Raw genomic sequence first — 25165 nt, 5'->3', positions numbered from 1 at the left:
CACTGCCGAGGCCATCTCGCCCTGCTCATTCAGGGCGTCGGACTCTGTCCGGTATTGTCCCGATCGGTCAAGCAGGAATCGCGTCGTCAAAGAACGGGCCGTATCTTAACGAATACCGAGAGCTACCGGCCTGATATCCCCTGCTCTCGCAGATAGGTCTCCAAAAACTCCACGCATACCCGCACCTTGGCCGAGGCGTTCAGCCGCGACGGATACACTGCCCAGATATTGGCCTGTTGTCGATACTGCGGCAGCACATGCACCAAACGCCCTTGCTCGATCAGCGGATTCACGTCCCAGGTCGAACGCAGGATAATGCCGCGCCCGTCCACGGCCCAGTTCACCGCCATTTCGCCATTATTGGTCGACAAGGGGCCGTGCACCTTTACTGTGTGTTCGCGACGTCCCCGCTGTAGCCGCCACACCCCAAAGGGATGATCGCGCTCTTTGATCACGAGACAATCGTGTGCGGCCAGGTCATCCAGATTTTTGGGCGTACCATGGGTTTGCAGGTACGCAGGCGAGGCGCACAGCACGCGATGATTGTCAGCCAAAGGCCGCGCAATCAGATGTGGAGCGATCTCGTCGCCCACACGGACGTCCAGGTCGTAGCCCTCTGCCGCGACATCGATCAATCGGTCAAACGCCTCCAGGTGCACTTGGACCGAGGGATGCTGTGCCGAGAATGCGGATAACGCAGGCGCGACCACGCGCCGCCCGAACCCGAAACTGCTGCACACTCGCAACGAACCCTGGGGCTCGCCGCGGGTCACGCCTACCTCTTCGATCAAATGGTCGACGTCATCCAGAATGCGCTGCGCCCAGTGGTAGATGCGCTCGCCCGCTTCGCTAGTCACCACGCGGCGGGTGGTGCGATGAAACAGCGACGTTGCCAGCGCCTCCTCCAGCACCCGGATCCGCTTGGTGACATAGGCCGGTGACATACCCAGGCCTGCGGCGGCGGCAGAGAAACTGGACGAACGCACGACAGCACAGAAGACGCGCAGATCAGCGGGCAGAACATCATTATTCATGATTCGTGCATATTAATTTCACAATATGGCCCATTGTAGATACTTCGTGCACCTTCTACCATGGGGCCTGCTTCCCTACCTTTATCGAGCCCGCCCTCATGACCCAATCATTCAAAATCGCCGCCATTGCCGGTGACGGCATCGGCAACGAAGTCCTGCCCGAAGGCCTGCGCGTCGTCGACGCCGCCGCCAAACGTTTCGGCCTGCCGCTAGAGATCGTCCATTTCGACTGGGCCAACTGCGACTACTACGAAAAGCATGGCGAAATGATGCCGGCAGACTGGAAAGCACAGTTGCAGGAATTCGACGCGATTTTCTTTGGCGCGGTGGGCTGGCCCGCAACGGTGCCCGATCATGTCTCGTTGTGGGGATCGCTGCTGAAATTCCGGCGCGAGTTCGATCAGTACATCAATCTGCGCCATGTACGCTTGTTTGATGGCGTACCTTGCCCCTTGGCCGGCCGCAAGGCAGGCGACATCGATTTCTATATCGTGCGCGAAAACACCGAGGGTGAATACACCAATCTGGGCGGCTGCCTGTTCCCCGACACCGATCGCGAGATTGTGATCCAGGAATCGGTATTCACGCGCCACGGTACGGATCGCGTGCTGCGCTATGCATTCGATCTGGCCCAAAGCCGCGAGCGCAAACACCTGACGGTCGCCACGAAGAGTAACGGCATTGCCGTCAGCATGCCCTGGTGGGATGGCCGCGCCAATGCGATGTCGGCGAACTATCCGGATGTCACGGTAGACAAGCAGCACATCGATATCCTGGCAGCACGCTTTGTGCTGCAGCCACAGCGCTTTGACGTGGTGGTGGCATCGAATCTGTTTGGCGACATCCTGTCGGACTTGGGCCCTGCCTGCGCAGGCACGATCGGCATCGCACCGTCGGCGAACCTGAACCCGGAACGCAAGTTCCCTTCACTGTTCGAACCCGTGCATGGATCCGCGCCAGACATCTATGGCAAAGGCATCGCCAACCCCATCGCCATGATCTGGTCAGGTGCGTTGATGCTGCAATTCCTGGGCAGTGACGACGCCCACGATGCCATCTTGCGTGCGATTGAAGACTGCTTGAAATCAGGGCCGCGTACGCCGGACCTGGGCGGCGACGCGCGGACCGAAGACATCGGCCGCGCGATTGCGGAGCATGTTGCTGGGTGTGATTTAGCTGGCTGACGGTAGTGGCCGTGCAATCCACTACGCCTCAAGCCGACGCTATTGCATGTCTAAGATGCAGAATTACGCATCAAACTATGTTTTTGATGTGCAATTCTGCATCTGACTGAAGAAACGCCACTGGTAAATATCGATATTGTCGATATTTTTAAATTATCGCCAATACCGATAATTGCCAAATATCGAGATTACCGATACAGTAGAAATATCGGCAACCTCGATATTTGTTCTCATGCACAAGCTTTCCACCAGTGAGCAGATCGGTATGATACTCATCGCCCGTCGCAAGGCGCTGGGACTGACGCAAGCCGACGTTGCGGCGAGATTGAACATTAGCCAAAACAGGCTTTCCGAACTCGAGAGTCAACCCGGCCAATTAACTGTTGATCGCTTGCTGGCCATAACGGGCGTGTTGGGAATCGAGCTGACGCTACAAGAACGTACGCAGACCGCGCCCAGTTCGAGTGAGTGGTAGTCATGGCACGCCAATCTAGTACCCGCCGTCTGAACATCTGGGCGAATGGACTGCGGGTGGGGCAATGGCAATTGCCCACGAACGGCAATGACACGCTGACCTACGATCCACACTGGATCGCTTCCCCACAGGGGCGGCCTTTGTCGCTATCCATGCCGTTCACACTCGATAACGCACCGCTACGTGGTGCGATGGTGCGCAACTACTTTGACAATTTGCTGCCCGACAGCGACGCCATTCGACGCCGGATACAGAAGCGGTTTCACACCCTGAGCACAACAGCTTTTGACCTACTGGCAGAAATAGGACGTGATTGCGTAGGCGCCGTTCAGCTATTGCCCGAAGGTCAAACACCCGAAAACGTCCAGACGATCGAAGCAGAAATATTGGACGATGCGCAAATCGCCAACTTATTGCGATTGACAGCGGCTATGCCCACTGCGATAGGACAACACGACGACTCAGACGAAGATTTTCGGATTTCTATTGCGGGGGCTCAGGAAAAGACCGCATTACTCCGGCATCAGGGACAATGGTGCCGGCCATTGGGCGCCACACCAACGACGCATATATTCAAACTGCCCTTGGGCTTGGTGGGGAATCGCCAGGCGGACATGCGGACATCGGTGGAAAATGAATGGTTGTGCGCCAATATCTTGCGACGGTTCGGCTTGCCGGTAGCTGGGTGCGATATCGCTCATTTCGAAGACCAGAAAGTCTTGATCGTCGAGCGCTTTGATCGTCACATGTCTGGGCAAGGCTATTGGTTACGAATGCCACAAGAGGATTTTTGCCAGGCAACAGGGACACCAGCCGATGCAAAATATGAGTCTGACGGAGGCCCTGGGATTATTCAAATCGCTCGTCTTCTACAACAGTCGGAAACTAGCAAACACGATCTGCGTGTCCTGTTGACAGCACAATTACTCTTTTGGTTAATGGCGGCGACTGACGGACACGCCAAGAATTTCTCTATCTTCTTGCTTCCTGGCGCTCGGTATCGCTTGACCCCGCTCTATGATGTGCTGTCGGCCTGGCCAGTGACAGGAAAAGGGCCGAACAAACTAGATGCCAACCGTTTACGCCTGGCGATGGCAGTAAAGGGTAAAAACACACATTACCGATTGCGAGACATACAACGAAGGCACTTCAACCACACAGCTGCGCTGTGTGGTTGGGGTCCCAATATGGAAGACGTGATCACAGCAGTGCTGGATCAATTGCCTGGCATTCTTGACACTGCCGCAAACGATCTGCCAGCCGAATTTCCCGAGGACGTATTTACAGCAATACGAGATGGAATGGAGCAGGCGGCGGAACGTTTAGCGAGAATGCCCAGCTGATACCTGCTAGTCGGGCAACACCTTACGCGGGTCTTCTGAGCAATTCCTCATTCACTCCCGCATAGGCTTGATTACGCCAGTCGCCCGCGCGGGGAATCGGCAGGCCGAGATTCTCGCGCAATGTCGAGCCTGCATAGGTCTTACGAAATACATCTCGGCGTTGCAGCTCCGGCACAACATAGCGCACAAAGTCCTCGTAGCTGCCAGGAATGTGAGTCGGGGACACCACGAACCCATCGCATCCCCGCTCGACAAACCATTGCTCCAGCTGATCCGCCACGCTTTTGGCAGTCCCAGCGAAGACGGGAAACTCCTTAATGCGGGCACGATTGGAAAACTCGACGAAATCGCGTACTGACGGATTCTTCTTGCCTGACAGCATCACCACGCGATCGCGAAAGCCCGTCCAGCCGGAAATACTCTGCATCTCCGCATCGGTAAACGGCTCATCATAGTCACGTTTTGAAAAGTCGGTATTTAAAATTTCGCAGAGCAGCGTGAGCGAATCGATCGGCTGCGCGAGAGAATCGATATACGCTTTCTGTTTCTGTGCAATCTCATCGGATTCAGCCACAATCGTGTAAATCGCCGTAGCGACCTTGACATGGTCTGGATTGCGTCCGGCCAATGCGACAGACTGTTTGAATTCCGCATATTGTTTCTTGGCGGCTTCGAGATTGGGATACACCACGAATACCAATTCTCCCCAGCGTGAGGCAAAAGCCTTGCCCCGCCCGCTCTGACCCGCCTGAATCAGTACGGGATGCCCTTGCTCCGATCTCGGTACCGTGAGCGGGCCTCGGGAGCTGAAATACCGCCCTTTGTGATCAAGCCGGCGGACTTTGTCCGGATCGGCAAATTTGCCGCTATGCTTATCAAGCACCAGTGCATCATCATCCCACGAATCCCAATGGCCCATCACAGTTTCGAGAAACTCATCGGCGCGGTCGTATCGCAAATCATGCTGCAGATGACCAGAGGCACCGAAGTTCGCAGCCTCGGAGTCATTCAAAGACGTGACAACATTCCATGCGGCACGGCCATGCGTCATCAAGTCGAGTGTCGAGAACAGGCGCGCGACGTGATAGGGCTCGTAATAGGTCGTGGAATAGGTTGCACCCAAACCCAGGTTCTTGGTAGCCATCGCCATGGCCATCATGATGGCTGTAGGGTCCATCTTGACGGCGCGCACACCATATTCGATCGTCTTGCGATGGTCGTTCCCATAAATATCTGGCATCGCCAGGCGATCATCGAAGAACGCCAGATGAAACTTGCCCTCCTCCAAAGTCCTCGCGATACGTTGGTAATACTCGGGCGTCATGAAATCCTGCATCGCAGCACTATGCCGCCACGACCCAGGATAAGTGGAACAATTCTGGGCCTGCATAAAACCGATCATCGTCATATGACGAGAACTGGTAATGGACATACTTCGTCTCCTTACTGATCGTACTTTTCAATGTTCAGAAATCGGGAATCTCTACGGTCAAAAGGGGCGCATGCTGTTGCGCGCCGAAGGTATCCCTTTCGCCTACCGTGCCTTGCTCCCAGGCTCGCTTCAATGTCAACTTGAAAGCGCGTGCAGGGTCGAAGAACATCAACGTAACAATGTCATCGCTCGTCACGCTGTATAGCCGGCAAATAAGCGCCTCCGTCAAAACACCGCTCGACTTCACCTTTTCATAAACCTCATCACTATCGAAAATTACGTCAAAGGTAATCTCGAACGGGCCCGAGTTCTTGCTGCGAACGACTTTCGCAAGTTGACGCAAGGTCTTCGTACGCACCCCGTTTTTTTCCATGCTCATGGTTCAAATCTCCACGATCTCGAAAGGAAACAAGGTGTCCGTCGAGTCAATTTTCATCAAGTGATATACCGTGTACTTACATACAGGACCGATAGGATTTTCGGGAGGGTTCAGAGGAATTGCGAAATTCCCGGCGGTCGCCAGCTGACCGTCGTAGGCGGTATGCAGCACGTCGATTCGAACGCTGCTGCATATCGTGTTGGCCAACTCTTGCGTGGGAGCCGTCACCTCGCCCAACAATCCGATTTCATGCGGCAGAGCGTCGGCCATGGGTTCGAATTCACCCATCACCCCGTTCATGCCATAGACATGAAAGATGATCTGGGCAGCGCCTGAGCGGATTTCTGGATATGTTTTGCAGGCGTCAGCCTTGATACGACTGAGATAATCGTCGATTTGACCGATCAGTATGGGATCCCGTATTCCGCCGATAAAAATCGTGCGCATACCGACAATGCCCGCCCCTTCCAACTTCACCGTATAGTCTGCCGACTCGATGAAGCGGCTCCCTCGCACCCGCACCGCTCTATCATTGATCTGCTCGTAGCTTGCCTCGCGCAAATCTATAGTGCCGCCCGGTCCAACCAGGAGGTCCGGGCGCGCTTTTTCATAAAGTGTATGAGCGGCTACGGAAGCGGGCGTGCAACGCTCCTTCGGACTCATGGGTTCCAGGTCAAAGCTGTCGCGTCGTACTGTAGCCAGAATCACCTTTCCTTTTGGTTCTGCACAGTTGGCCCCACATTCGACGATTTTCCCCATATGCCAATAAATGCCAGGCTCGATGCCGTGCATCATGCAAAGCGCGGCAAAGGGTGCTGGATCATAAGATCGGCCAGCCACAATGACATCTACATCGGGATGTTCGCGCAGCACGTTGACAAACGGCTCGGCTCCCATCTGAGCCACGATGTTCGAAGCCATGTCGATGTCGTCTTCTTGCAGTACAGGTGCAGAGGCGCAGGGCGATATCTTGCCATCTGCCCATGCCTGGCGCACGACGCCCGGGGCTATATCCGAATAGATCTTGGCGATTTTGAAGTGATAGCCTTTGTCAACCGCGATCTCCTGAATGAGGCTGACGAGCAAATCCACCTGCTCACGAATGCCGGCCCCTCCTGCCGAACTGATGTAAACGGGGATTTTTCGATTTGCGCAGGCATCCAGCATCAGGGACAGATCGCGTTTATATGCGTCCCGAGACACGATGGTTTTTGGCAAGCCCAGTAAATATGGCCCGGGGTCCGTCGATCCTCCGTCGACGATCATCGCGTCGGGATTCCTATCGATCCCGCGCCAAAAATCGGCTTCGGGAATGCCATATCCGAGAATGCCATTTGGCGTAAGAATCCTAATCTCGTCTTTCAAATCAAGTCTCCGTTACTCGTCTCGGCAAGTGTTCGCGAGCGATATAGTCGTTGCGTTTCGTTGTGAGAATTATCCGGACACCAGGGATCAAAGACTATTTTCTTTATGAGATAGACTAATAGGCATTCCTAATAAAAGCAGGAGTGGGACCAAGAAAATGGCTGCGCCAGATACTGAGGGAAAGACAGCAACGGCTGCCGCCCCTGCATCCATGACCATGCGATTCGATCTGGTCGAGCTGGAGACCTTTTTGGTCGTCGTCGAGCTCGGCAGCTTTAGCCTGGCCGCGCGCCGTCTGCACATTTCCCAGCCGTCGGTCACCAGCCGTGTGCAGCGACTTGAATCTCTATTAAAAACAAAACTTCTCGTTCGTACTACGCGCCATGTCGAACCGACAAACGAAGGGAAGCGTCTGCAAGAGCGGGCAGAGATCACGTTGCGTGGACTGCGAGACTTGCTTCAGGAGTTCCAGGCTGACGCCCAGGCTGCTCGCCTACGCGTCACCATTGCCTCGACGCCTATGATCTCGGCCATGATGCTGCCCACCCTGATTCATGATTTCGGGGTGCGCTATCCGGATATAGAGATTCACCTGCGAGACCTACAGTACGAAGATGTCATCCAAAAAGTGGAGAGTGCAGATGTGGATTTTGCCGTCGTCGCCTTCGACAACGACTCGAAGAAACTGCATTTCGAACCCTTGTCCGAGGAAGACATCCTCTTGATCGTGCCCCAGGGACACCCGCTGGCTCACGCAGGGAAGGTGTCGCTATCGCAGTTGGCCGAAGTCCCCCTGGTCATGTTGAGTCGCTATTCAATGCTGCGCGATAAGCTGGCCAGCGAACTGCGGCAGCGCAACCTTGCCATGCAGCCGACTCGCGAGGTCATCAATCTCAGTACGCTGCTAGGCCTAGTCGATGCAGGGTTAGGCGCAACCGTCTTGCCACGCTCGATGGCACAGCGCTATGCGATCGATACTCGATGTACGTTAGAAATCGAGGACATCCACCTGACTCGAAGCTTCGGCATTTTGCGCAACCGTAATGTCGAGCCGACGCCGGCAGTCGATAGTTTTATCAAGTTTCTGCAAGATAACTTCGAATCCATCGTGGTCAATGCGCCATAGCGCCACATGGTGCCATCGCAGGCCATCTATCGGTTTCCTTGATAGATTCATTGCAATATCGAAATTGTTCTCGTATCGACGGATAAATAGACTTAAAGCCTGAACCTGCACGACGGCAGTCGACTATTCGCAACCGAGACGAATCAAGGAATAAACAGCATGGCCCTGCACGATATCAAGACGTTCCGGGATGCGCTCAGCGCATTCCCGAGCGGAGTCACCATTGTGTCGACCACTGACCACGAAGGTCGTCATTGGGGATTCACCGCGAGCTCATTTTCATCCGTATCCATGGATCCGCCGTTAGTCCTCGTCTGCCTCGCCAAGACCGCAGAGTCACACGCCGCGTTTGTACGCGCCAAACGATACGTAATCAATATTCTTTCAGAAGAACAGCAAGAGATCGCACTGCAATTTTCACGAAAAAATGCCGACAAATTCGGACAGCATGCCTTCAGATTCGGCACGAAGAGCAAGCCCCACCCCCCTGTTCTGCCAGGCTCATTGGCGTCGTTGCATTGCGTGGCACAGGATTGCCACGAGGCCGGAGACCATACAGTGCTTATAGGTCGGGTAGACGATATCGAGCGGTGTGACGCGACGCCGCTGCTCTACTTCAATAGAGGCTTTCGGAAAATCGAGAGAGAGGAATTGGCGTTTTCAAGCTAATACCCCTGAATCGCCCGGCTCCTCCTCGCCGGGCGACTGAGTATGCCATGGCAGCAGCACACTGAATCGCCCCCATGGAAACAAGAAAACTCTCAGAACGCTGCCAGATAGATCGCCAAAGCGTCAGCCTGCGTCACGGTACGCGGGTTGTTGACCAGCAAGCGCTGCTGCTGCATTGCCTCCTGAGCCAAAAGCGCAATATCGCCTTCGCGAACCCCAACCTCGCGTAGCGTACGCGGAATCGCGGTTTCTATAACCAGAGCTTGTATCTGATCAATAAAATACTCCGCGGCGCCCGCTTGGTCCGCGGGACAATTTTCTGCGGGCAGCGTCCTGGCAAGTTCCGCGTATAACGGCTGCGCGCACGGAAGATTAAAGCGCAGCACATGAGGTAATACCAGGGCATTGGATAGTCCATGCGGGACATGAAAATGTCCACCCAACGGGTAGGCCAATGCATGAACCGCGGCGACAGGAGCATTGGAGAATGCCTGTCCCGCTAACGTTGCACCAAGCAACATCGCTTCGCGGGCATTTATGTCCGTCCCCTCACGACAGGCCTGCAGAATATTTCTCGACAGTAGCGTCATAGCCTGCTTGGCCAGCATATCGGACAAAGGATTCTTCAGCCGCGCCGAGGTGTACGCCTCGATCGCATGGACCATGGCGTCAATACCCGTCGCTGCAGTGGCTGCTGAAGGCAGGCCCAATGTCAGGTCAGCGTCGAGGATCGCCAGATCGGCCGTCAACAATGGCGACACGACACCGCTCTTGGTGGTTTCGCCGGTAGTCACAATAGAAATCGCCGTCACCTCAGATCCCGTGCCAGCCGTTGTCGGTATCAGGATCAGTGGCAGGCGAGGTCCCGTGACCTTGCCAATGCCATACATTTCGCCTAAAGGTTGCGCCGACCCGCAAAGCACAGCAATAAGCTTGGCGACATCCATGGACGATCCGCCCCCTAACCCCAACACGACCTCCGCCCCGAAATCTCGAGCACGCTCGGCGGCCTTTAATACAACATCATCAGGTGGATCTGCCACCACATCGTCAATGACCGTGACATTCCATCCATGAGCATGCAAATCCGCCAAGGCAGAATCAAGCAGACCGCTAGCATGCAGAAACTGATCGGTGATCAGGCACAAACGACTCGCTGCATACCGGCCGCGCAGCCGCTCGCCCAAATGGCGAGCAGCCCCCCGTTCAACGATCAAATGAGGGACCGTCGAAAACTCAAAACCATTCATATCTACTCCACTGTGTGCCGCTCATCTCGTACGAGCATCGTACGCTCCCCTATTGCGCGATGTCGTAGATCCAGGGGCGAACCAGTCGGTCTCGCTGCTGAAATGCGGAAATGTCTTCGCTGAGCACCAGGCTTTGATCAATGTCATCCCAGCCGTTCAACAAGGCTTCACGTTGGTGCGCAGGAACAACAAATGGAATCTCGAGATGATTGCCGACGCGTATCGCACTGTCGCCCAAATCGACATGTAAGGTTTGCCCCTGCCTGGCCAGCGGTACTATTTTTTCTATCTGGCTCGCGGATAGCCGAATAGGTAACAGTCCATTTTGCAGACAGTTGTTATAAAAAATATCGCCGTAGCTTTGCGCAACGATACAACGAACGCCAAAATCATCCAGCGCCCACACCGCCATCTCTCGCGAGCTTCCGCAGCCGAAATTTTCTCCAGAGACGAGGATTTTTGCCCGTCGAAATGGCTCCTGGTTCAAGACAAAGGCCTCATTCTCCCGACCGTCCGGCTGATAGCGCAACATCTCGAACGCCCATGGCGCAAACTGTCCTCGCTTTAGCGTTGTCATACGCTCGATACGAATGATCATGTCCGTATCAACATTGTCGCGATCAATCACGGCCGCCACACTATCAAACGTCACAAAGCGTCTCATGCTGCGCTCTCCAGCAACGATGATGAACTGGTGATGCAGCCCGCGATGGCGCAAGCTGCGGCCGTTGCCGGACTAGCCAGATGCGTCAGCGCCCCGGGCCCCTGCCGCCCGACAAAATTTCGATTTGATGTCGATACGCAGCGCCGGCCCGCAGACACCATGTCGCCATTTGCTCCTACGCACATCGAGCATCCGGGTTCACGCCACTGGAAACCCGCCTCACGAAAGATCTCGTCCAGGCCCTCTCGCTCGGCCTGGAATTTGACGGGCAGAGAGCCCGGCACCACCCACGCCTCGACACTGGCAGCCACTTTCTTGCCGCGCACGACGTGGGCAGCGGCTCGTAGATCCGAGATACGGCTGTTGGCGCAAGACCCAATAAATACGTGGTCAACGGGCGTACCTGCTAACGATTGGCCCGGGTTCAGACGCATATACTCCAACGCGGAACGCATACCCTGCCGTTTCGCAGCGTCACTTGTATTTTCCGGATCTGGAATCACTCCCGTAATAGCCATCGCGTGCTCTGGACTGGTCCCCCAGGTAATGATGGGCTCGAGACCCTCCACATCGACACTAAGCTCTCGGTCAAATACAGCGTCTAAGTCCGACGGCAAGGTGGTCCAGTACTGCACAGCCTTGTCGAAATTCTGTCCCTGAGGCGCATACGGGCGGCCTGACAGATAGGCGTAAGTCACCTCATCTGGAGCCACCATCCCCACGCGAGCTCCCATTTCAATAGCGAGATTGCACAATGTCATACGCGCCTCCATATCAAAGGCACGTACACATTCACCTGCAAACTCGACTGCGTATCCGGTCGCAACGGAAGTTCCCAGCACACCGATCACGTGCAAAATGACGTCCTTTGCCGTCGTGTCGCTACACGGTTGTCCTGTTATCGAAATCCGCATCGTCTGTGGGCGGCGCTGCCTGATGGTCTGCGTCGCCAACACGTGCACTTGTTCTGACGAACCGATCCCCCAGGCCAGTGCGCCGAATGCGCCGTGAGTGCAGGTATGACTGTCACCACAAACAATAGTCGTACCCGGCAGGCTCAGCCCTTGTTCCGGCCCGACCACATGCACGATACCTTGCCGGCCATCGGTAATGTCCAACATAGGCATGCCCAGCCGAGCCGTTTGCTCACGCAGCCCCTGCATCATATGACGAGCGCTGGGCGGGCCGTTTTCGACACGGCCTGGCTCGGTTCCTATGACATGATCCAACGTGGCAAACGTCAGCCCGGGATTTCTTGGACTCAGGCTACGCCCTTCCAGAACGCGTATGGCTTCCACGGTGGTCAACTCGTGTACCAAATGCCGGTCAATGTGCAGTAACGCGACGTCCTCCGAAATCTGGGTTACCACATGCGCATCCCAGATTTTGTCGAACATAGTTCCTTTGCTCATGCGTCATCCCTTTGGGTATGCAACGCCGCAGTACGAAGCCCGAGGACGACGCCCTGATCAGCGGTCTAACGAATTATTCAAACGTTCCAGCAATTGATCTGCAGAACGCCACAAGTGCTTTTTCATGGCGGCATATGCCGCGTCGGCGTCACCCGCCAAAATTGCGTCGGCGATGACCTCATGCTCGTCGAGTGCCTGATAGATCACTTCCTCTTCACTGATGACCTGCCGCAGTTGGCTGATGAATACGGATTGGTGATGCTTTTCAATCAGATCAGCGAGCAACGGATTGCCGGTAATACGGACAATCTCTCGGTGAAAATCCTGGTTGTCGATGGCGAACTGCTGAAATACTGGCCTTTCTCGATGCTTGCGGCCGCGCGCCACGACATCGATCAAGCGCTGGCGGTTCGCCCCCTCGTCGATTCGTTGCGCCGCCAACTGCGCCGCATAGCCCTCAAGGGCTTCTCTAATCTGATACATGTGCCGTATTTCGTCCGGCGACAAGCGGCGCACGACCGCGCCCCTATTCGGAATCAGATGAACCAGACCATCCGCCTCCAACCGGCGAAACGCCTCGCGCAGCGAGCTGCGGCTGACGCCTAACTGCTCAACAATGTCGCGCGAGATCAAGCGCTGGCCCGGTGCGTAGCGGCCCTCGAGGATGCCCATCTTCAGATCATTTGCCACGCGCTCTACGGTTTCGCCGGAGCGGCCTGTGGACTCGTCCACGGCGGCATTCGCGCGGTTATCTGCCAAGTTCATAAATACGACCAAATTAATCCTATAGATGGCGTAATTCTATTTGACCCGATAAAAATCATACACTAAAGTCACATAAAAGTGTCAGACATTTTTGACGGAAAATAAATAATGCACGTGCTTCAACCGCATCGTGTAACAGACAAAATCACATCCTGTAGAGACAGCCCATGTACAAGATCGCCACACCCTCCCCGTTCCGACGCACCTTGCTGGCAGCTGCCGCATCATTGGCCATGACGCTAGGTAGTTGGAGCACGTCCAACGCGGCAGACAACTATCCCACACAACCCATTCGTCTCATCGTTCCCTTTGTCAGCGGGGGGGTCACCGATGCCGCCGCTCGGATCGTCGCCGAGAGACTGGGTCAACGCTTGGGGAAGACAGTCATTGTAGAAAACCGCCCCGGCGCAGGGGGCAATATCGGCACCGCCGAGGTAGCTCGTGCCACTCCCGACGGCTACACCCTATTGCTGGGATATGACGGGACGTTGGTGATCAATCCCAATGTCTACACCAAGGTCCCGTTCGACACGCTGAAAGACTTCGCTTCCATCGGCAAGATCGGAGACGCTTTACTCGTCGTCCTGGTCAACCCCAAACTGCCGATACACAATTTCAGTGAGTTGATGGCGCAAGCCAAACAAAGCAAAGAAGGGCTGTTCTATGGCACTGCGGGCAATGGCAGCACTCCTCATTTGGCGGGCACCATGTTGAGCCAGCGCACAGGCATTCCGTTGCAAGCGGTTCCGTACAAGGGAGGCAGCGCGGCCGTTGTCGATGTCGCTGGGGGAGTTCTGCCCATGACCATTTCCTCGGTCGCAGGCGCCCTGCCATTCTTGCAAGGCAATCAGGTGCGAGCCATCGCCATGACGTCGCTAGAACGAGCCCCTTCGCTGCCTGACGTACCCACGCTCGACGAACAAGGCGTAAAAGACTACGTTTTCAATTCCTGGGTCGGTTTGATGGCTCCTGCCGGTACGCCTCAAACGATTATCGCGCGTCTAAATACGGAGCTACAGGCCGTTCTCAACGACAGCGATACCAAGGCGCGGCTAATCAATCTCGGAGTGGTCACAACGCCCGGAACTCCCGAAGACTTCTATAAACAGATTGAAAACGATCTGCAGAAAAACAAAAAAATCGCGCAAACTGCCAATTTGAAACTCGATTGAAGCACTGTCTCCCAATTAACTCACCAAAAACCGTTCCTATGGCCAATCCCATTCTGCGTAAGAAACTCGATGCGGGCGAATTCCTGATCGTCCCTGGTGTACAAGACATGATCGCCGCACTCATGACCCGCAAAGTCGGGTTCGATGTCGTCTATGGCTCTGGCTATTGGTTGACCGCATCCTCTCTGGGCTTGCCCGATGCCGGCATCGCCACCTACACCCAAATGGTTGATCGCATGCGTACCGTGACGCAAACCACTAGCTCGGCACTGATCGCCGATGCCGATACCGGTTACGGTGGCTTGCTTAATGTGCATCACACTGTGCGCGGCTACGAAGCCGCGGGGGTGACTGCCATTCAACTCGAAGACCAGGAGTTTCCAAAGAAGTGCGGCCATACCCCCTACAAGCGATGTGTACCCATAGAGGACATGGTCGACAAGATCAAAGTTGCTGTCGAGGCAAGGGAGGACAAAGAGAACTTCCTCGTCATTGCTCGCACAGACGCCCGAGCATCGCTGGGCGTCGACGAAGCGATGCGACGCATGGAGGCATATGCCCGAGCAGGCGCCGACATTCTGTTCTTTGAAGCCCCCCAATCAGAAGATGAAATGCGCCGCGCTTGCGATGCATTTGACGTGCCCATGCTGGCCAATATGGCAGATGGCGGCAAGACCCCTATCCTGCCAGCGAAAACACTCCAGGAAATCGGATATGCGCTAGCCATCTATCCCGCGATGACGAGTCTCGTGGCCGCTGCAGCCATGGAAAAAGCGTTGCGCATACTCAAAAATGACGGACTGAGCCAGACACCCGACATCGACATGTTCGACTTTGGAGAGTTCTGCAAACTGATAGGCTTTGAAGAAGTCTGGGATTTCGAACGGAGCTGGGCACGCGACCAGACCTCTTGAACAACATGCAACCGGTCCGCAGCAACACTATCCAAAGGAACTTTCGTGCCGTACATACTGCGGCAACTGTACTAACTCGTTGATCTCGCTAAATGACGAGATCCGATCGGCGATGGTGTCCGTGCGGCCTTCACGCACGATGACTTCGAAAATCTCTTTGACAGCGTGATGAGCGGCGGTCATCGCCTCGATCGGGTAAAGCACGATGGTGAACCCCAGTTCCTGCAACGCCTTTTCCGACAGAAAGGGACTTTTCCCTGTGCGGGCAGAGTTGAACACTAGAGGTCTGCCGCAGCCTTTTAGCGCCTCGCCAATTTTCTGGATTTGATCGATGGATTCTGGCGCATCGACAAACAATGCGTCTGCCCCTGCATCGGCAAAACGTTTGCATCGCTCGATCGCATCCGACAAGCCTGTGACGGCAATGGCATCGGTACGAGCAATGATGTAGAAATCCGAATTTTCTTTCGCAGCAATGGCGGCCTTGATTTTCTGCGTCATTTCCTCGACGGGAATCACCGTCTTTCCGGCAATGTGGCCGCATTTCTTCGGAAATCCCTGATCTTCTACATGCAAGCCGGCCGCGCCGGCAGCCTCCCAGAGTTCAATCGTGCGTTGCACGCTAAGAATGCCGCCGTATCCGGTATCTGCATCTGCGATAACCGGCAGATCCGTCACCCGGCAGATGCGACGGATATGCTCGGCCATTTCCGTCTGGCTCACCAGCCCCAGATCAGGATACCCCAGTGCCGCTGCCGCCGCCGCATAGCCGCTGATATACATGGCGCGAGCACCTGTCTGTTGCACGAGACGCGACGTCAAGGCGTCATACGCGCCCAAGCAAGCGATGGGCCCTGCCTCCAAGCGTTTACGAAACTCTTTACCTGGATTCATGAACGTAATCCCTTTATCAGGTTCTCAACATATATTCGCGCCATTCACTGTCCATGCGAGGACACAGCATCCTTTCTGCCATCTCCGTCGATCATGCTGAGGTCTGATGAATGGACCCTTCCGCATATCTCTGGCGATCGCGATAGATGTCGAACCTCATACCATGCTCGCTGGCGATACGCTGCTCGAACGCCTGCACTTCCGGCGTAACGTTCACTCCGCGAAATCCTCCCCTCACCGATTTCGGGGCCACGTCCTTGTAGGCCGCACGCAGCCCTTCTGGCAATGGTTGCCCCTCCGGAAGCGCCAGCCAAAGCCGTAAAAGAAACCGCTTGCGCTCGGGCTCCTGTTCATCCTCATACTCAGTGCGAGCGTGCAAGACGATGTGGTTATTAATGAACTGCAGATCGCCAGGCTCAAAGTTCATGCTAAAGCAAAGGTCAGGACGCGCCAGCGTCGCATCGAGCATATCCAGCGCCTCGATCTGCAAGGGTGTGAGTCGCGGAACTTCGGGAAATGATAACTGTGCGGAATTAATGTGATTCCGAATGTGGCGGCAAACAAAGTGTCCGTCTTGCATCCCGAATATTGGCGCCTCGTAGTAAGGAGGCTCCTCTGGCGCATGTTCGCCCTGACGGCTGAAAACAAAGGGTTGGTAGAGCACATGGACCAAATCCGGTCTCATGGCCAGCATTTCATTGTGAGCACGAATCGAGCTCGAAATCATGCTCTCACCTCCTGATTTAGCCACACGCACTACCAGCAATCCGACCATATCGGAACCATCGGCGTGAAAATCCAACCGCGAGCTCGTGTTATAGCCGCGCCCTGTCTTTGCTCTATAGGTTCCCCCCGCATCTCGCACATCAGACATGAATGCACTCGCCTTTCCTTGAGGGCGTGGGACGCCTAATTGCAATCCGAGCCCCCAATAAAATATCCGAAGCTCTTCTTCGGAATAGTCCCCGACAGGAAAGCCACGCATCAGTTTGAATCCATGCTCGGTCTGCGTGCTGGCGATGAGGTCTTTTAATTTCCGCCTCAATGCTTCATTGATGGGAAAATCGTCGCGCGACATTTCCATCTTTGATCGGCCGCTTGCCAGTGCATGACTCAACGCACCGCGCAACTGAGCAATATCATCCGACGTCAGCCGATAGATCCATGAAGAATCCTGCTCCAGATCAGTGCGGTTCCAACCACGGGGTTGAGTAATAGCCTCAATCATGATGCACACTCCTTTCAGATGGGTTTGAGATCGATAGCGTCGGCGAGCGATTTCCAGAATTTGAAGGCGCGCTCATTCGCAGCATTGAATTCATCCACGGTATCTGCGACCGGCTCGGCAGCCTGCTCGGCGAGAACCGAGCGCATGGACGAATCGAATACCACTGCCTTTGTTTCGTGCTGCAGTTTTTCCAGTATCGGTTTGGGCGTTCCTGCAGGAGCAAAAAGACTGTATGACGTATAGACCTCATTGAACTCTGGCATTCCGAGTTCTTTCATCGTCGGTACATCGGGCCACACTGGCGTACGCTTCGATCCGGTAATAGCGAGGGGACGAGCTCGCCCGCCGTCTACGAACGCCTTTGATGTCAGAATGCTGGTTGTGCCTATCGTCGCGATGCCACCCGCGACATCCGTCATCAACGGCGCCCCACCTTTATACGAGACGCTGACTATATTGAGTTTTCCGTAATAGTCGAGCATGTTTCCGACTAGACGCGTCATATTTTCGGAGCTGCCATACGAATATCGTGCGTTCGGTTTGCGTGACGCGTCCATAAACTCGTTCATCGTTTTGAACGGCAACGTCGAACTCACCAGAAAAGCGAGAGGCGAGCGGGCAACCATTGTGACACCGACGAAATCCTTGAACGTGTCGTACGGCATGTCCTTTTGCACTAGAGGATTAATCAGATGGCTGTTGACGACCAAGACCAGGGTGTAGCCATCGGGCTTCGCCGTTGCGACCACACGCGTACCAATGATCCCATTGGCACCGGGACGATTCTCGACAATCACGTTTTGCCCCAGCCGTTGGCTTATTCGTTCCCCCCATTTCCGGGCGACGGTATCTGTCCCGCCACCTGCCGAATAGGGAACAATCAGTCGAATAGGCTGGTTGGGATAATCATATTGCGCGAGGGCGTTACAAGTGCTCAGGGCGAGTGCTGCCCCGCCCGCAACAATACAGGCGACTCGATGCATGGTCATGCTTGTCTCCTCGGGCGCGTTATTTATGAATGTGAGCAGGAGGCGCCCCGACTCCAAAAAGATCAGTCCGTTCTGGGACCCGATGTATTCCTTTCTAACGTCATCTCGTACGAGAAAAGATGGCCAGGATGGACACTGAGCGATAACTCAATCATGCGGTCATGTGCGTCGTAGTATTCGCGGCGCACCCACAGACATGCCGTGCTCGAGTCCACCTGCAGATTGCGTGCAACGTCCTGAGGCAACGTGGCGGACCGTATGGTCTGGCGCACACGCGCGACAGAGACATTGAATTGTTGCTCGACCAAGCGAAATATTGAACGGGTAATGAACCCCTGCACACCTTCGACCGAACGATAATCGGGGTGCACCCATACCTCGTGCCAGGAGATAGGCACCGTCTGATTATGTTCGTAGCGCAGCCCCGTCACGAATAACCATTGTTGGCCTTCGTAGGGCATCAATGCCGGTTCCGCATCGGCATCCACTGTTTCGATCTGGCGAGTCAGGACCTTCATTCGGGTCTGTGCGCCATGCTGCATCAAATCCGAGATCTGACTCACCGCCAGTTGAAACTCCCGTTGCACGACAGTGGCGATAACGACGGTCCCCAAGCGCGGTGTGCGCTTGATCAAACCAGCACGGGTCAATCGATCAAGCGCAATGCGTACTGTATGCCGGCTCGCGCCAAACTGCGTGCACAGATCCAACTCGCGGGGTAACTTGCTACCGACGGGATAAACGCCGTTGCGAATTTCAGCAGCAAGCGTCCGCGTCAGGTTCTGATGACGTGGCGCAGGCAACTCCTGTAACTCCGCAAACGCATCGACGGTGTTCGTCGCATTGCGTGCTGGTTTACCCCTCGCTGGAGACCTGGATGGCTTTGTCCCCTTGTCTATTTTTTCGGTGGCCATGCGTATTTGTCCATTTGTTCGAACATATACTAAATGCCACCAATTGCCCTCGTCAAGCGTTGTTTGCCATTTCTCGACCAGCGTCGTCGCCGAATAATCTGTCGGCACGCCGTCGATCAGCAAAATCGCGCCTTTCGATTACGCTCACGCAGAGGAACATCCAACCGCTCGGTGAGGGCCAGAAGCGAATGAGTTGACCGACCTGCTGAGGACGACGTGTAGCAGCGAAATCGGTCATCGCATCCTCGCTCACCCTACGGCTACCTCTCTAGGCTCTTTTTTATGGCGATATCCCAACCATGCCAACCCAACCAAAATCGCGAGCATGGGCACGAGAGATCCAACGTTCAATATCGTCCACCCCTGCGTGGTGACCAACATTCCCGACGTCAACGAACTCAAGGCCATCACCGCAAATACGCAGAAATTCATCGTGCCTTGCGCTCTGTCTTTTTCTTCGGCAGTGTAGGTTGACAGGGACAAGGTCGTGCTGCCAGTGAACAGGAAATTCCATCCGACGCCAAGCATGAACAGCGATGCCGTGAAATGATGCAGATCCGTGCCCGACAGCGCAACGGCAATACACAACAGATTCAGCAAACCGCCGCAGGCCATCACAGACAGCGCGCCGAATCGTTTGATCAGATATCCCGTGAAAAAGCCGGGCGCAAACATCCCGATGACGTGCCATTCCAGCACGAATGCTGCATCGTCAAACGGCATACCATGATGTTGCATGGCTAATGGGGTCGCCGCCATCAGCAGGTTCATGACGCCATAGCTCAATGCACCCGCCCCGGCTGCAACGAGAAATGCGGGTTGCCGCGCGATCACCGACATAGGGCGCCCGCCGGATACCGACGCGCGTTTGGGCGCCTCGGGAAAATCCATGCAGAACAGCAGCACCATCGCGACCAACGCCACCACCACCAAAGCGAGATACGCCCCCATGAACGGGGTCGCAAGCCAGGCTTTTGAATACGAGGCCAGATTAGGTCCCAAGACGGCCCCCAGCAAACCACCGGCCATCACCATCGACACGGCTTTCTCGCGCGCCTCTGGCGCTGCGAACTCGGCAGATGCGAAACGATATAGCTGCCCATTGGCGGAGTAATAACCCGCGATCATCGTAGCGGTGCACAACAGCCAGAAACTCTGGATATAGGCGGCAAAAGCACACAGCAACGCGGACCCTGCCGCCACAACCAATCCCAACACGAAACTGGTCTTGCGCCCGAAGCGCCGCTGCGTCCACGCCACCGGGCCGGTACAGATCGCACCCCCGACGACGTATCCCATCACGGGTAAGGTCGCCAACCATCCGTAGGGCGCCAAGGAAAATCCCACCAGGCCGTTGATGGCCATGAACGTGACGTTATTGGTCAGGAACAAGCCCTGCAGGATGGATAACAGCCAGAGGTTGCGATTCATGGGTCTGGAGGTAGCGATGCCCAGGAGATGGCCTGGGCATTACACAATATGCATTTTCAATCTATGCATATTACCAGGAGTGATTTTAAAACGCGTCGGCCATTTAAAGAAAAAGGCCGGTCTATCGACCGGCCCGGTCCTCATTTGCCGGATACCACCGATGGCAACCACATCGCGAGCTCGGGAATAGCCAGCAGCAGCGCAATCATCGCCAGCAACATCAGCAGAAAGGGTAGCACTCCCACTACCACGTCCATGAACTTCCCCTCGCCGCGCACACTGTGAACCACGAACAGGTTCATGCCAAAGGGGGGAGTCAATTGGCCCATTTCGCACAACACAATCAACATGACGCCGAACCAGATAGGGTCATAGCCCAGCGCAACCACAATAGGAACGGTCAGCGGCGCAGTCGTCACCAACATCGCCAGGGTATCCATGAAGCAGCCCAGCAAGATATAGAACGCGATGATCGCCAACATCATGCCCAGCGGCGGCAGATCCAGCCCTGTCACCTGATCCACCAGGAGCGTGGTGAGGCCGATAGAGGACAGAACGAAATTCAGAAAGAAGGCAGCCAACGTAATCAAGATGATCATGCCAGTGGTGCGCAATGTGGCCTCAAACGCGCGGCTCAGCATTTCCCAGCTCATGGCGCCTTTGGCCCAGCACAACAATGTCGCGGCGACCACGCCCAGTGCTGCGGATTCACTGGCGGTCGCGACACCGCCGTAGATGACGCCGATCACCAACGCAAAGATCGCAAGCGGCGGCAACAAATGAGGCAATGCGGCAATCCGCTCTGCCCAGCTGATCGATAGCCGTCTGCCGGCCAAGCCGGGACGCCACAGGCATAGGCCGACGATCAGCGCAATGAACAGGATCACCAACACAATACCGGGCAACGTGGCGGCCAGATAGAGTTTCGGTACCGAGACATTAGCGATTAGCGCATACACGATCATATTGATCGATGGCGGTATCAGAATTCCCAACGTCCCACCGGCCGCGATCGACCCGAGAAAAAGCGGCGCGTTGTAGCCCGCCTTGCGCTGCTCCGGCAAGGCTAATGTCGAAATGGTCGCCGCCGTCGCAACACTGGATCCACTGGTCGCTGAAAACAAAGCGGATGCACCAATATTGGCGTTCATCAATCCCCCAGGCAGCCACGAGACCCATTTCGTGACAGCACCATACATCCGTCCGGCGACGCCGGAGCTGACCAAAAGCTCTCCCATCAGTACGTAGAGGGGAATGGCGACCAGTAGAAACTCGGAACTGGTGCCCCACGCCAATTCGCCCATGGCATTGGCGAGCGACAGCGGGGAGTAGGCCTCGGCCAATGTCAGGCCCAGCAACGCGACCGTAGCCGCAGCAGTCACGCTCAGCGCCAGCAGGCCTAACAACATCGAAATCGTCACAGTCAACATGGCAGGTTCTTAGCGTTGGGGTTGTGAGGGAGTAACGTGCAGATCGGATGACTTCATTTCGGCTTCGATTTCCTCGTCCAGCGAATGAATACCAATCAGCCCATTGACGTCTTGCCAACGCCCAGACACGACACGTGCCAACGCGCAAGCGCCCAACACCACTACCGTCAGCGAGAAAAAGGCATAGCCGGCGAACCATAAAGATTGCGGAATCCACTGAGGGATCCGTAATGGCGTATTGGAAACGGAGTGAAAGCTGATCGAATCGGACAGCACCGTCCACGCGTGAAACGTCAACACGCCGACGAACACGCTCAAGCAAGCCAACGCGAAAAAATCGAGCGCCACACGTGCCTTGGATGACAGATGGGTGTAGAGCACGTCGACCCGTATATGAGAGCGCCGCAGCAGCGTAATCGGAAAGGCCCAGGCGCTCGCCACAGCCAGCACATAGCCGGCGATCTCGTCAGCACCGCCCAGCGATACGCCCAATAGTTTGCGCGCAATCAAATCGACGACTATCAACCACGAAACGCCCAACAGACCCAGCCCGCTGATCCAGGCACCGCCGCGGGCGATGCGCTCTAGCAAGCGCACCGAAGCATGAGATGAAGATGACATGGAATTTCCCTGTTTGACGGACATCAAGGCAACGTGACGCCCAAAGCGTGTCCTACTGAGTCGCTCCAAGCCTTTGCACAATCTGGCCCACAGCGTTTACCCCATTGACCCGCCACCTGAGAGGCGACTACGCGCAGTGCCTCACGCTCCGGCCCCACGGGACTGCTCGCCTGCATATCGGCGGGTGAATGTATGCGGCATTCGCCCTGGCCGGTGTTGCACGCCATCGCGTAATCGTTTTCCAGTGCAGTCTGTTCCCACAGCCGATTTTCGAGTATCGAGGCTTGATCCTGTAACAGCTGCCGTACTGCCGGATCCAACTGCTGCCAGCGTTTTTCGCCGATAGCGTAGAAACCGATGGACCAATCGATAGGCAGGTTGTAGAGATACTTGGCAACGTCATACCACTTGGCCGCGTTGCCGGAACCGATGCCCGTGACGGCACAATCCACGACGCCAGTCTGCAGCGCGGGAATCACCTCGGCAAACGCGATCATCACAGGCGCGGCACCCAATGCACTGACAAAGTCGGCCATGTTGCTGCCTCGGGTGCGCACTTTGCGTCCCTTGAGATCTGCGAGGCTCTTCACAGGCTCACGGCAGAAAAACACCTGTGCGGTATAGGGCACCGTCGCTAACAGATGCACGCCATGACGCTCTCGCATACGCTGCTCGAGCACGGGACGATAGGCTTGTACCATCTTGCGCGCCGTGGCGATATCAGGCGCCATGCCCGGCAGGTCGACGCCCTCGAACATGGCATCGTCACCGCTCACAAAGGCGAACACACCCATGCCGATGTCCAACGCGTTCGCACGCATCAGGCGAATGATCTCGGGTCCCTTCAGCCCACTCTCGGAGAGGCCCGCCAGCTCCGCGGTAACTTGCCCCTGCGAAGCCTCGGGCAAGGTCTTTTCCCAGAATGGCTTTTCCACCGCTGAATACGTGTAGTTGTGGCTGCCACCGCCGATGACCCTGAAATGCGTCGCGGGCAGGTCCGCCGAGACAGCAGCAGTCGCCATGGCCGCCATCAGCGCCGCCATGAATATCCGTTTCATGTTTTCCCCTTGTTGGTTGCGTACGCCAAATCAGCGAGCCGTCTCCGGAGGCTGCGGCTCCGCCCTGGCTAAATGCCAATCGGTGTGATGTTGATAAGTCTCGGCCAGGAACAATGCCAATCGGTCGTCACCGCCGGGACACAATATTTGCAAACCTGTGGGCAAGCCGGCCTCGTCACGGCCATTGGGCACGGAGACGCCGCACAGCTGCAGCAAGTTGCCGATGCGGGTGTACTGTACAGGCGCCTGGCCGTGATCCACAGACGTCAGGGCTACGGCAGTGGTCAGCGTGGTGGGCGTGAGTAACCCCGCAATACCATGCAGTCGCCGCAACATGTCGGCCTGGAGCCGATCACGTTCGCGCAATGCCGCCAGATAACGTACGGCAGACACCTCCAGCCCAGCGAGCAGGCGCGGGCGGACCGAACTGTCTACGGGTAAATCGAGGTCCGTGATCTCGCGTTCAAACGAGAAAACACCCTCCGTCATCATGATGTCGCCTGTGACAGCCTTGAATTGATCGAGGCTGGCGGGCGGCGTCACGACGACGATTTTTGCCCCTAATGACTGAAACACGCCTAGCGCGTCTTCGTAGGCCTGGCGGACGCCAGGCTGAACGTCCACCAGAAAAGCGTCGGGCAAGCGACCTAATGTCAAACCCTCCACACCTAACCGTAACGCGGCCAGGGGCTCAACCCATTCCCCAGGCCGTGCCGGAGCCAAACAGTCAAACACAACACGCGCATCGGCTGCGCTATGTGCAAACACACCCACGCTATCCAGGGTATGACTCAAGGTCACGACACCATCGGTCGCAACACGGCCCACGGTGGGTTTGAATCCCGTAATGCCGCAATAGCTGGCCGGCACACGCACTGAGCCGCCAGTATCCGTGCCGATCGCCACAGGTGCCAGACGGCCTGCGACCGCCACGGCCGAGCCACTGCTCGAGCCGCCGGGAATACGATGCACTTCGTCATCCCAAGGATTACGCGGCGTGCCCATGTGCTCGTTGGGCCCCCAAGCGCCCATCGCGAACTGCACCATATGCGTTTTTCCCAACACAATGGCGCCCGCTCGGCGCAATTGCTGGACTAATCGTGCGGATTTTTGCGCGACATTCTGCGCATGAATCGGCGAACCTATCGTCGTCGGGCGACCGGCAATGTCGATGATGTCCTTGAGCGCGATCGGCACACCGTGCAGAGGCCCCAGATAGACGCCCGCGCGCAACTGCAAGTCTGCCGCGCGAGCAGCATCCAGCGCCTCGTCGGCATAGACATCGACATACGCGTGCAGCCAGCCGTCTAATGCATCGATGCGCGACAGATAGGCTTGCACCACGGATTCGACGCTGATCTCGCGACGTTCAATACGCTGCGCCAGTTTGGCTACATTCAAGTCAATACTCATGAC

24 protein-coding genes are annotated in these 25165 nt (G+C 56.0%); 7 read left to right on the top strand and 17 right to left on the bottom strand.

Annotated features, from left to right (window positions below; genetic code table 11):
* Positions 1 to 122 precede the first annotated feature (122 nt).
* Positions 123 to 1034, bottom strand: coding sequence for a LysR substrate-binding domain-containing protein (locus ACYVI2_RS17580; RefSeq protein ID WP_415815909.1), 912 nt, complete (start codon positions 1032 to 1034; stop codon positions 123 to 125).
* A 98-nt stretch (positions 1035 to 1132) separates the two neighbouring features.
* On the opposite strand from ACYVI2_RS17580, the gene ACYVI2_RS17575 reads away from it, so the two are divergent.
* From ACYVI2_RS17575 to ACYVI2_RS17565, 3 genes are all read left to right on the top strand, one after another.
* Positions 1133 to 2218, top strand: a complete 1086-nt coding sequence (locus ACYVI2_RS17575) for a tartrate dehydrogenase (protein ID WP_415815907.1) — start codon at positions 1133 to 1135, stop codon at positions 2216 to 2218.
* Positions 2219 to 2450: 232 nt separating this feature from the next.
* Positions 2451 to 2693, top strand: a complete 243-nt coding sequence (locus ACYVI2_RS17570; RefSeq protein WP_415815905.1) for a helix-turn-helix domain-containing protein — start codon at positions 2451 to 2453, stop codon at positions 2691 to 2693.
* Between the two features lie 2 nt (positions 2694 to 2695).
* Entirely contained in the window at positions 2696 to 4036 is a 1341-nt protein-coding gene (locus ACYVI2_RS17565; protein WP_415815903.1) for a type II toxin-antitoxin system HipA family toxin, read from the top strand.
* Between the two features lie 22 nt (positions 4037 to 4058).
* Here ACYVI2_RS17565 and ACYVI2_RS17560 read toward each other — a convergent pair whose 3' ends face one another.
* The 3 genes from ACYVI2_RS17560 to ACYVI2_RS17550 are packed head-to-tail and all read right to left on the bottom strand — an operon-like array spanning position 4059 to position 7212.
* Positions 4059 to 5468, bottom strand: coding sequence for an LLM class flavin-dependent oxidoreductase (locus ACYVI2_RS17560; protein WP_415815901.1), 1410 nt, complete (start codon positions 5466 to 5468; stop codon positions 4059 to 4061).
* A 34-nt stretch (positions 5469 to 5502) separates the two neighbouring features.
* Positions 5503 to 5847: a DUF4387 domain-containing protein gene (locus ACYVI2_RS17555; protein WP_415815899.1), complete on the bottom strand. Its 345-nt coding sequence runs from the start codon at positions 5845 to 5847 to the stop codon at positions 5503 to 5505.
* A 3-nt stretch (positions 5848 to 5850) separates the two neighbouring features.
* On the bottom strand, positions 5851 to 7212 hold the full coding sequence (locus ACYVI2_RS17550) for an acyclic terpene utilization AtuA family protein (RefSeq protein ID WP_415815897.1): 1362 nt from the start codon (positions 7210 to 7212) through the stop codon (positions 5851 to 5853).
* 157 nt (positions 7213 to 7369) lie between these two features.
* Here ACYVI2_RS17550 and ACYVI2_RS17545 point away from each other — a divergent pair, with 157 nt between their 5' ends.
* Positions 7370 to 8338 carry a LysR family transcriptional regulator gene (locus tag ACYVI2_RS17545; RefSeq protein ID WP_415815895.1) on the top strand — a complete coding sequence of 323 codons (969 nt, stop codon included), beginning with the start codon at positions 7370 to 7372 and terminating at the stop codon, positions 8336 to 8338.
* A gap of 159 nt (positions 8339 to 8497) precedes the next feature.
* Positions 8498 to 9007 (top strand): flavin reductase family protein, encoded by a 510-nt coding sequence (locus ACYVI2_RS17540; RefSeq protein WP_415815893.1) that lies wholly within the window; start codon positions 8498 to 8500, stop codon positions 9005 to 9007.
* Positions 9008 to 9099: 92 nt separating this feature from the next.
* Here the strand turns inward: ACYVI2_RS17540 and ACYVI2_RS17535 are convergent, their stop codons facing one another.
* From ACYVI2_RS17535 to ACYVI2_RS17520, 4 genes are read right to left on the bottom strand one after another with little or no spacing between them, the layout of a single operon-like run.
* Positions 9100 to 10257, bottom strand: a complete 1158-nt coding sequence (locus tag ACYVI2_RS17535; protein ID WP_415815891.1) for an iron-containing alcohol dehydrogenase — start codon at positions 10255 to 10257, stop codon at positions 9100 to 9102.
* A gap of 49 nt (positions 10258 to 10306) precedes the next feature.
* Complete coding sequence (leuD, locus tag ACYVI2_RS17530) at positions 10307 to 10921, bottom strand: 3-isopropylmalate dehydratase small subunit (RefSeq protein WP_415815889.1); 615 nt, start codon at positions 10919 to 10921, stop codon at positions 10307 to 10309.
* Complete coding sequence (gene leuC / locus ACYVI2_RS17525) at positions 10918 to 12333, bottom strand: 3-isopropylmalate dehydratase large subunit (RefSeq protein WP_415815887.1); 1416 nt, start codon at positions 12331 to 12333, stop codon at positions 10918 to 10920. Before leuC ends, leuD begins: the two co-directional genes overlap by 4 nt.
* 57 nt (positions 12334 to 12390) lie before the next feature.
* On the bottom strand, positions 12391 to 13098 hold the full coding sequence (locus ACYVI2_RS17520) for a GntR family transcriptional regulator (protein WP_415815885.1): 708 nt from the start codon (positions 13096 to 13098) through the stop codon (positions 12391 to 12393).
* A 167-nt stretch (positions 13099 to 13265) separates the two neighbouring features.
* Between ACYVI2_RS17520 and ACYVI2_RS17515 the strand changes: the two genes are divergently transcribed.
* Together ACYVI2_RS17515 and ACYVI2_RS17510 are read left to right on the top strand one after the other, a co-directional pair.
* Positions 13266 to 14270, top strand: a complete 1005-nt coding sequence (locus tag ACYVI2_RS17515; protein ID WP_415815883.1) for a Bug family tripartite tricarboxylate transporter substrate binding protein — start codon at positions 13266 to 13268, stop codon at positions 14268 to 14270.
* Positions 14271 to 14308: 38 nt separating this feature from the next.
* Positions 14309 to 15184, top strand: coding sequence for an isocitrate lyase/PEP mutase family protein (locus ACYVI2_RS17510; RefSeq protein WP_415815881.1), 876 nt, complete (start codon positions 14309 to 14311; stop codon positions 15182 to 15184).
* A gap of 27 nt (positions 15185 to 15211) precedes the next feature.
* On the opposite strand, the gene ACYVI2_RS17505 is transcribed toward ACYVI2_RS17510, so the two are convergent.
* The 9 genes from ACYVI2_RS17505 to ACYVI2_RS17465 all read right to left on the bottom strand — a co-directional run bounded on the left by ACYVI2_RS17505 (position 15212) and on the right by ACYVI2_RS17465 (position 25162).
* On the bottom strand, positions 15212 to 16078 hold the full coding sequence (locus ACYVI2_RS17505) for an isocitrate lyase/PEP mutase family protein (protein ID WP_415815879.1): 867 nt from the start codon (positions 16076 to 16078) through the stop codon (positions 15212 to 15214).
* Positions 16079 to 16169: 91 nt separating this feature from the next.
* Positions 16170 to 17306: a TauD/TfdA family dioxygenase gene (locus tag ACYVI2_RS17500; RefSeq protein WP_415815878.1), complete on the bottom strand. Its 1137-nt coding sequence runs from the start codon at positions 17304 to 17306 to the stop codon at positions 16170 to 16172.
* Between the two features lie 14 nt (positions 17307 to 17320).
* The gene (locus ACYVI2_RS17495; RefSeq protein ID WP_415815876.1) at positions 17321 to 18295 is read right to left on the bottom strand and encodes a Bug family tripartite tricarboxylate transporter substrate binding protein; all 975 of its coding nucleotides are present in this window, start codon (positions 18293 to 18295) and stop codon (positions 17321 to 17323) included.
* Positions 18296 to 18357: 62 nt separating this feature from the next.
* Positions 18358 to 19209, bottom strand: coding sequence for a GntR family transcriptional regulator (locus ACYVI2_RS17490; protein ID WP_415815874.1), 852 nt, complete (start codon positions 19207 to 19209; stop codon positions 18358 to 18360).
* 249 nt (positions 19210 to 19458) lie between these two features.
* Positions 19459 to 20640, bottom strand: a complete 1182-nt coding sequence (locus ACYVI2_RS17485) for an MFS transporter (RefSeq protein ID WP_415815872.1) — start codon at positions 20638 to 20640, stop codon at positions 19459 to 19461.
* A gap of 140 nt (positions 20641 to 20780) precedes the next feature.
* The gene (locus ACYVI2_RS17480; protein ID WP_415815870.1) at positions 20781 to 22070 is read right to left on the bottom strand and encodes a TRAP transporter large permease; all 1290 of its coding nucleotides are present in this window, start codon (positions 22068 to 22070) and stop codon (positions 20781 to 20783) included.
* Positions 22071 to 22079: 9 nt separating this feature from the next.
* Positions 22080 to 22691 (bottom strand): TRAP transporter small permease subunit, encoded by a 612-nt coding sequence (locus tag ACYVI2_RS17475; protein ID WP_415815868.1) that lies wholly within the window; start codon positions 22689 to 22691, stop codon positions 22080 to 22082.
* Between the two features lie 23 nt (positions 22692 to 22714).
* Positions 22715 to 23749, bottom strand: a complete 1035-nt coding sequence (locus ACYVI2_RS17470; protein ID WP_415815866.1) for a TRAP transporter substrate-binding protein — start codon at positions 23747 to 23749, stop codon at positions 22715 to 22717.
* A 30-nt stretch (positions 23750 to 23779) separates the two neighbouring features.
* Positions 23780 to 25162, bottom strand: coding sequence for an amidase (locus ACYVI2_RS17465; RefSeq protein WP_415815864.1), 1383 nt, complete (start codon positions 25160 to 25162; stop codon positions 23780 to 23782).
* Positions 25163 to 25165 lie beyond the last annotated feature (3 nt).

Source organism: Bordetella tumbae (assembly GCF_054780995.1).
The sequence above is the reverse complement of the archived record's forward strand: the minus strand, read 5'-3'. Positions and strand labels throughout refer to the sequence as shown.

Bases quoted from the DNA above. Each gene is read 5' to 3' on its own strand.
- ACYVI2_RS17580 (WP_415815909.1), bottom strand. From the start codon at position 1,034: ATGAATAATGATGTTCTGCCCGCTGATCTGCGCGTCTTCTGTGCTGTC.
- ACYVI2_RS17575 (WP_415815907.1), top strand. From the start codon at position 1,133: ATGACCCAATCATTCAAAATCGCCGCCATTGCCGGTGACGGCATCGGC.
- ACYVI2_RS17570 (WP_415815905.1), top strand. From the start codon at position 2,451: ATGCACAAGCTTTCCACCAGTGAGCAGATCGGTATGATACTCATCGCC.
- ACYVI2_RS17565 (WP_415815903.1), top strand. From the start codon at position 2,696: ATGGCACGCCAATCTAGTACCCGCCGTCTGAACATCTGGGCGAATGGA.
- ACYVI2_RS17560 (WP_415815901.1), bottom strand. From the start codon at position 5,468: ATGTCCATTACCAGTTCTCGTCATATGACGATGATCGGTTTTATGCAG.
- ACYVI2_RS17555 (WP_415815899.1), bottom strand. From the start codon at position 5,847: ATGAGCATGGAAAAAAACGGGGTGCGTACGAAGACCTTGCGTCAACTT.
- ACYVI2_RS17545 (WP_415815895.1), top strand. From the start codon at position 7,370: ATGGCTGCGCCAGATACTGAGGGAAAGACAGCAACGGCTGCCGCCCCT.
- ACYVI2_RS17540 (WP_415815893.1), top strand. From the start codon at position 8,498: ATGGCCCTGCACGATATCAAGACGTTCCGGGATGCGCTCAGCGCATTC.
- ACYVI2_RS17535 (WP_415815891.1), bottom strand. From the start codon at position 10,257: ATGAATGGTTTTGAGTTTTCGACGGTCCCTCATTTGATCGTTGAACGG.
- leuD (WP_415815889.1), bottom strand. From the start codon at position 10,921: ATGAGACGCTTTGTGACGTTTGATAGTGTGGCGGCCGTGATTGATCGC.
- leuC (WP_415815887.1), bottom strand. From the start codon at position 12,333: ATGAGCAAAGGAACTATGTTCGACAAAATCTGGGATGCGCATGTGGTA.
- ACYVI2_RS17520 (WP_415815885.1), bottom strand. From the start codon at position 13,098: ATGAACTTGGCAGATAACCGCGCGAATGCCGCCGTGGACGAGTCCACA.
- ACYVI2_RS17515 (WP_415815883.1), top strand. From the start codon at position 13,266: ATGTACAAGATCGCCACACCCTCCCCGTTCCGACGCACCTTGCTGGCA.
- ACYVI2_RS17510 (WP_415815881.1), top strand. From the start codon at position 14,309: ATGGCCAATCCCATTCTGCGTAAGAAACTCGATGCGGGCGAATTCCTG.
- ACYVI2_RS17505 (WP_415815879.1), bottom strand. From the start codon at position 16,078: ATGAATCCAGGTAAAGAGTTTCGTAAACGCTTGGAGGCAGGGCCCATC.
- ACYVI2_RS17500 (WP_415815878.1), bottom strand. From the start codon at position 17,306: ATGATTGAGGCTATTACTCAACCCCGTGGTTGGAACCGCACTGATCTG.
- ACYVI2_RS17495 (WP_415815876.1), bottom strand. From the start codon at position 18,295: ATGACCATGCATCGAGTCGCCTGTATTGTTGCGGGCGGGGCAGCACTC.
- ACYVI2_RS17490 (WP_415815874.1), bottom strand. From the start codon at position 19,209: ATGGCCACCGAAAAAATAGACAAGGGGACAAAGCCATCCAGGTCTCCA.
- ACYVI2_RS17485 (WP_415815872.1), bottom strand. From the start codon at position 20,640: ATGAATCGCAACCTCTGGCTGTTATCCATCCTGCAGGGCTTGTTCCTG.
- ACYVI2_RS17480 (WP_415815870.1), bottom strand. From the start codon at position 22,070: ATGTTGACTGTGACGATTTCGATGTTGTTAGGCCTGCTGGCGCTGAGC.
- ACYVI2_RS17475 (WP_415815868.1), bottom strand. From the start codon at position 22,691: ATGTCATCTTCATCTCATGCTTCGGTGCGCTTGCTAGAGCGCATCGCC.
- ACYVI2_RS17470 (WP_415815866.1), bottom strand. From the start codon at position 23,749: ATGAAACGGATATTCATGGCGGCGCTGATGGCGGCCATGGCGACTGCT.
- ACYVI2_RS17465 (WP_415815864.1), bottom strand. From the start codon at position 25,162: ATGAGTATTGACTTGAATGTAGCCAAACTGGCGCAGCGTATTGAACGT.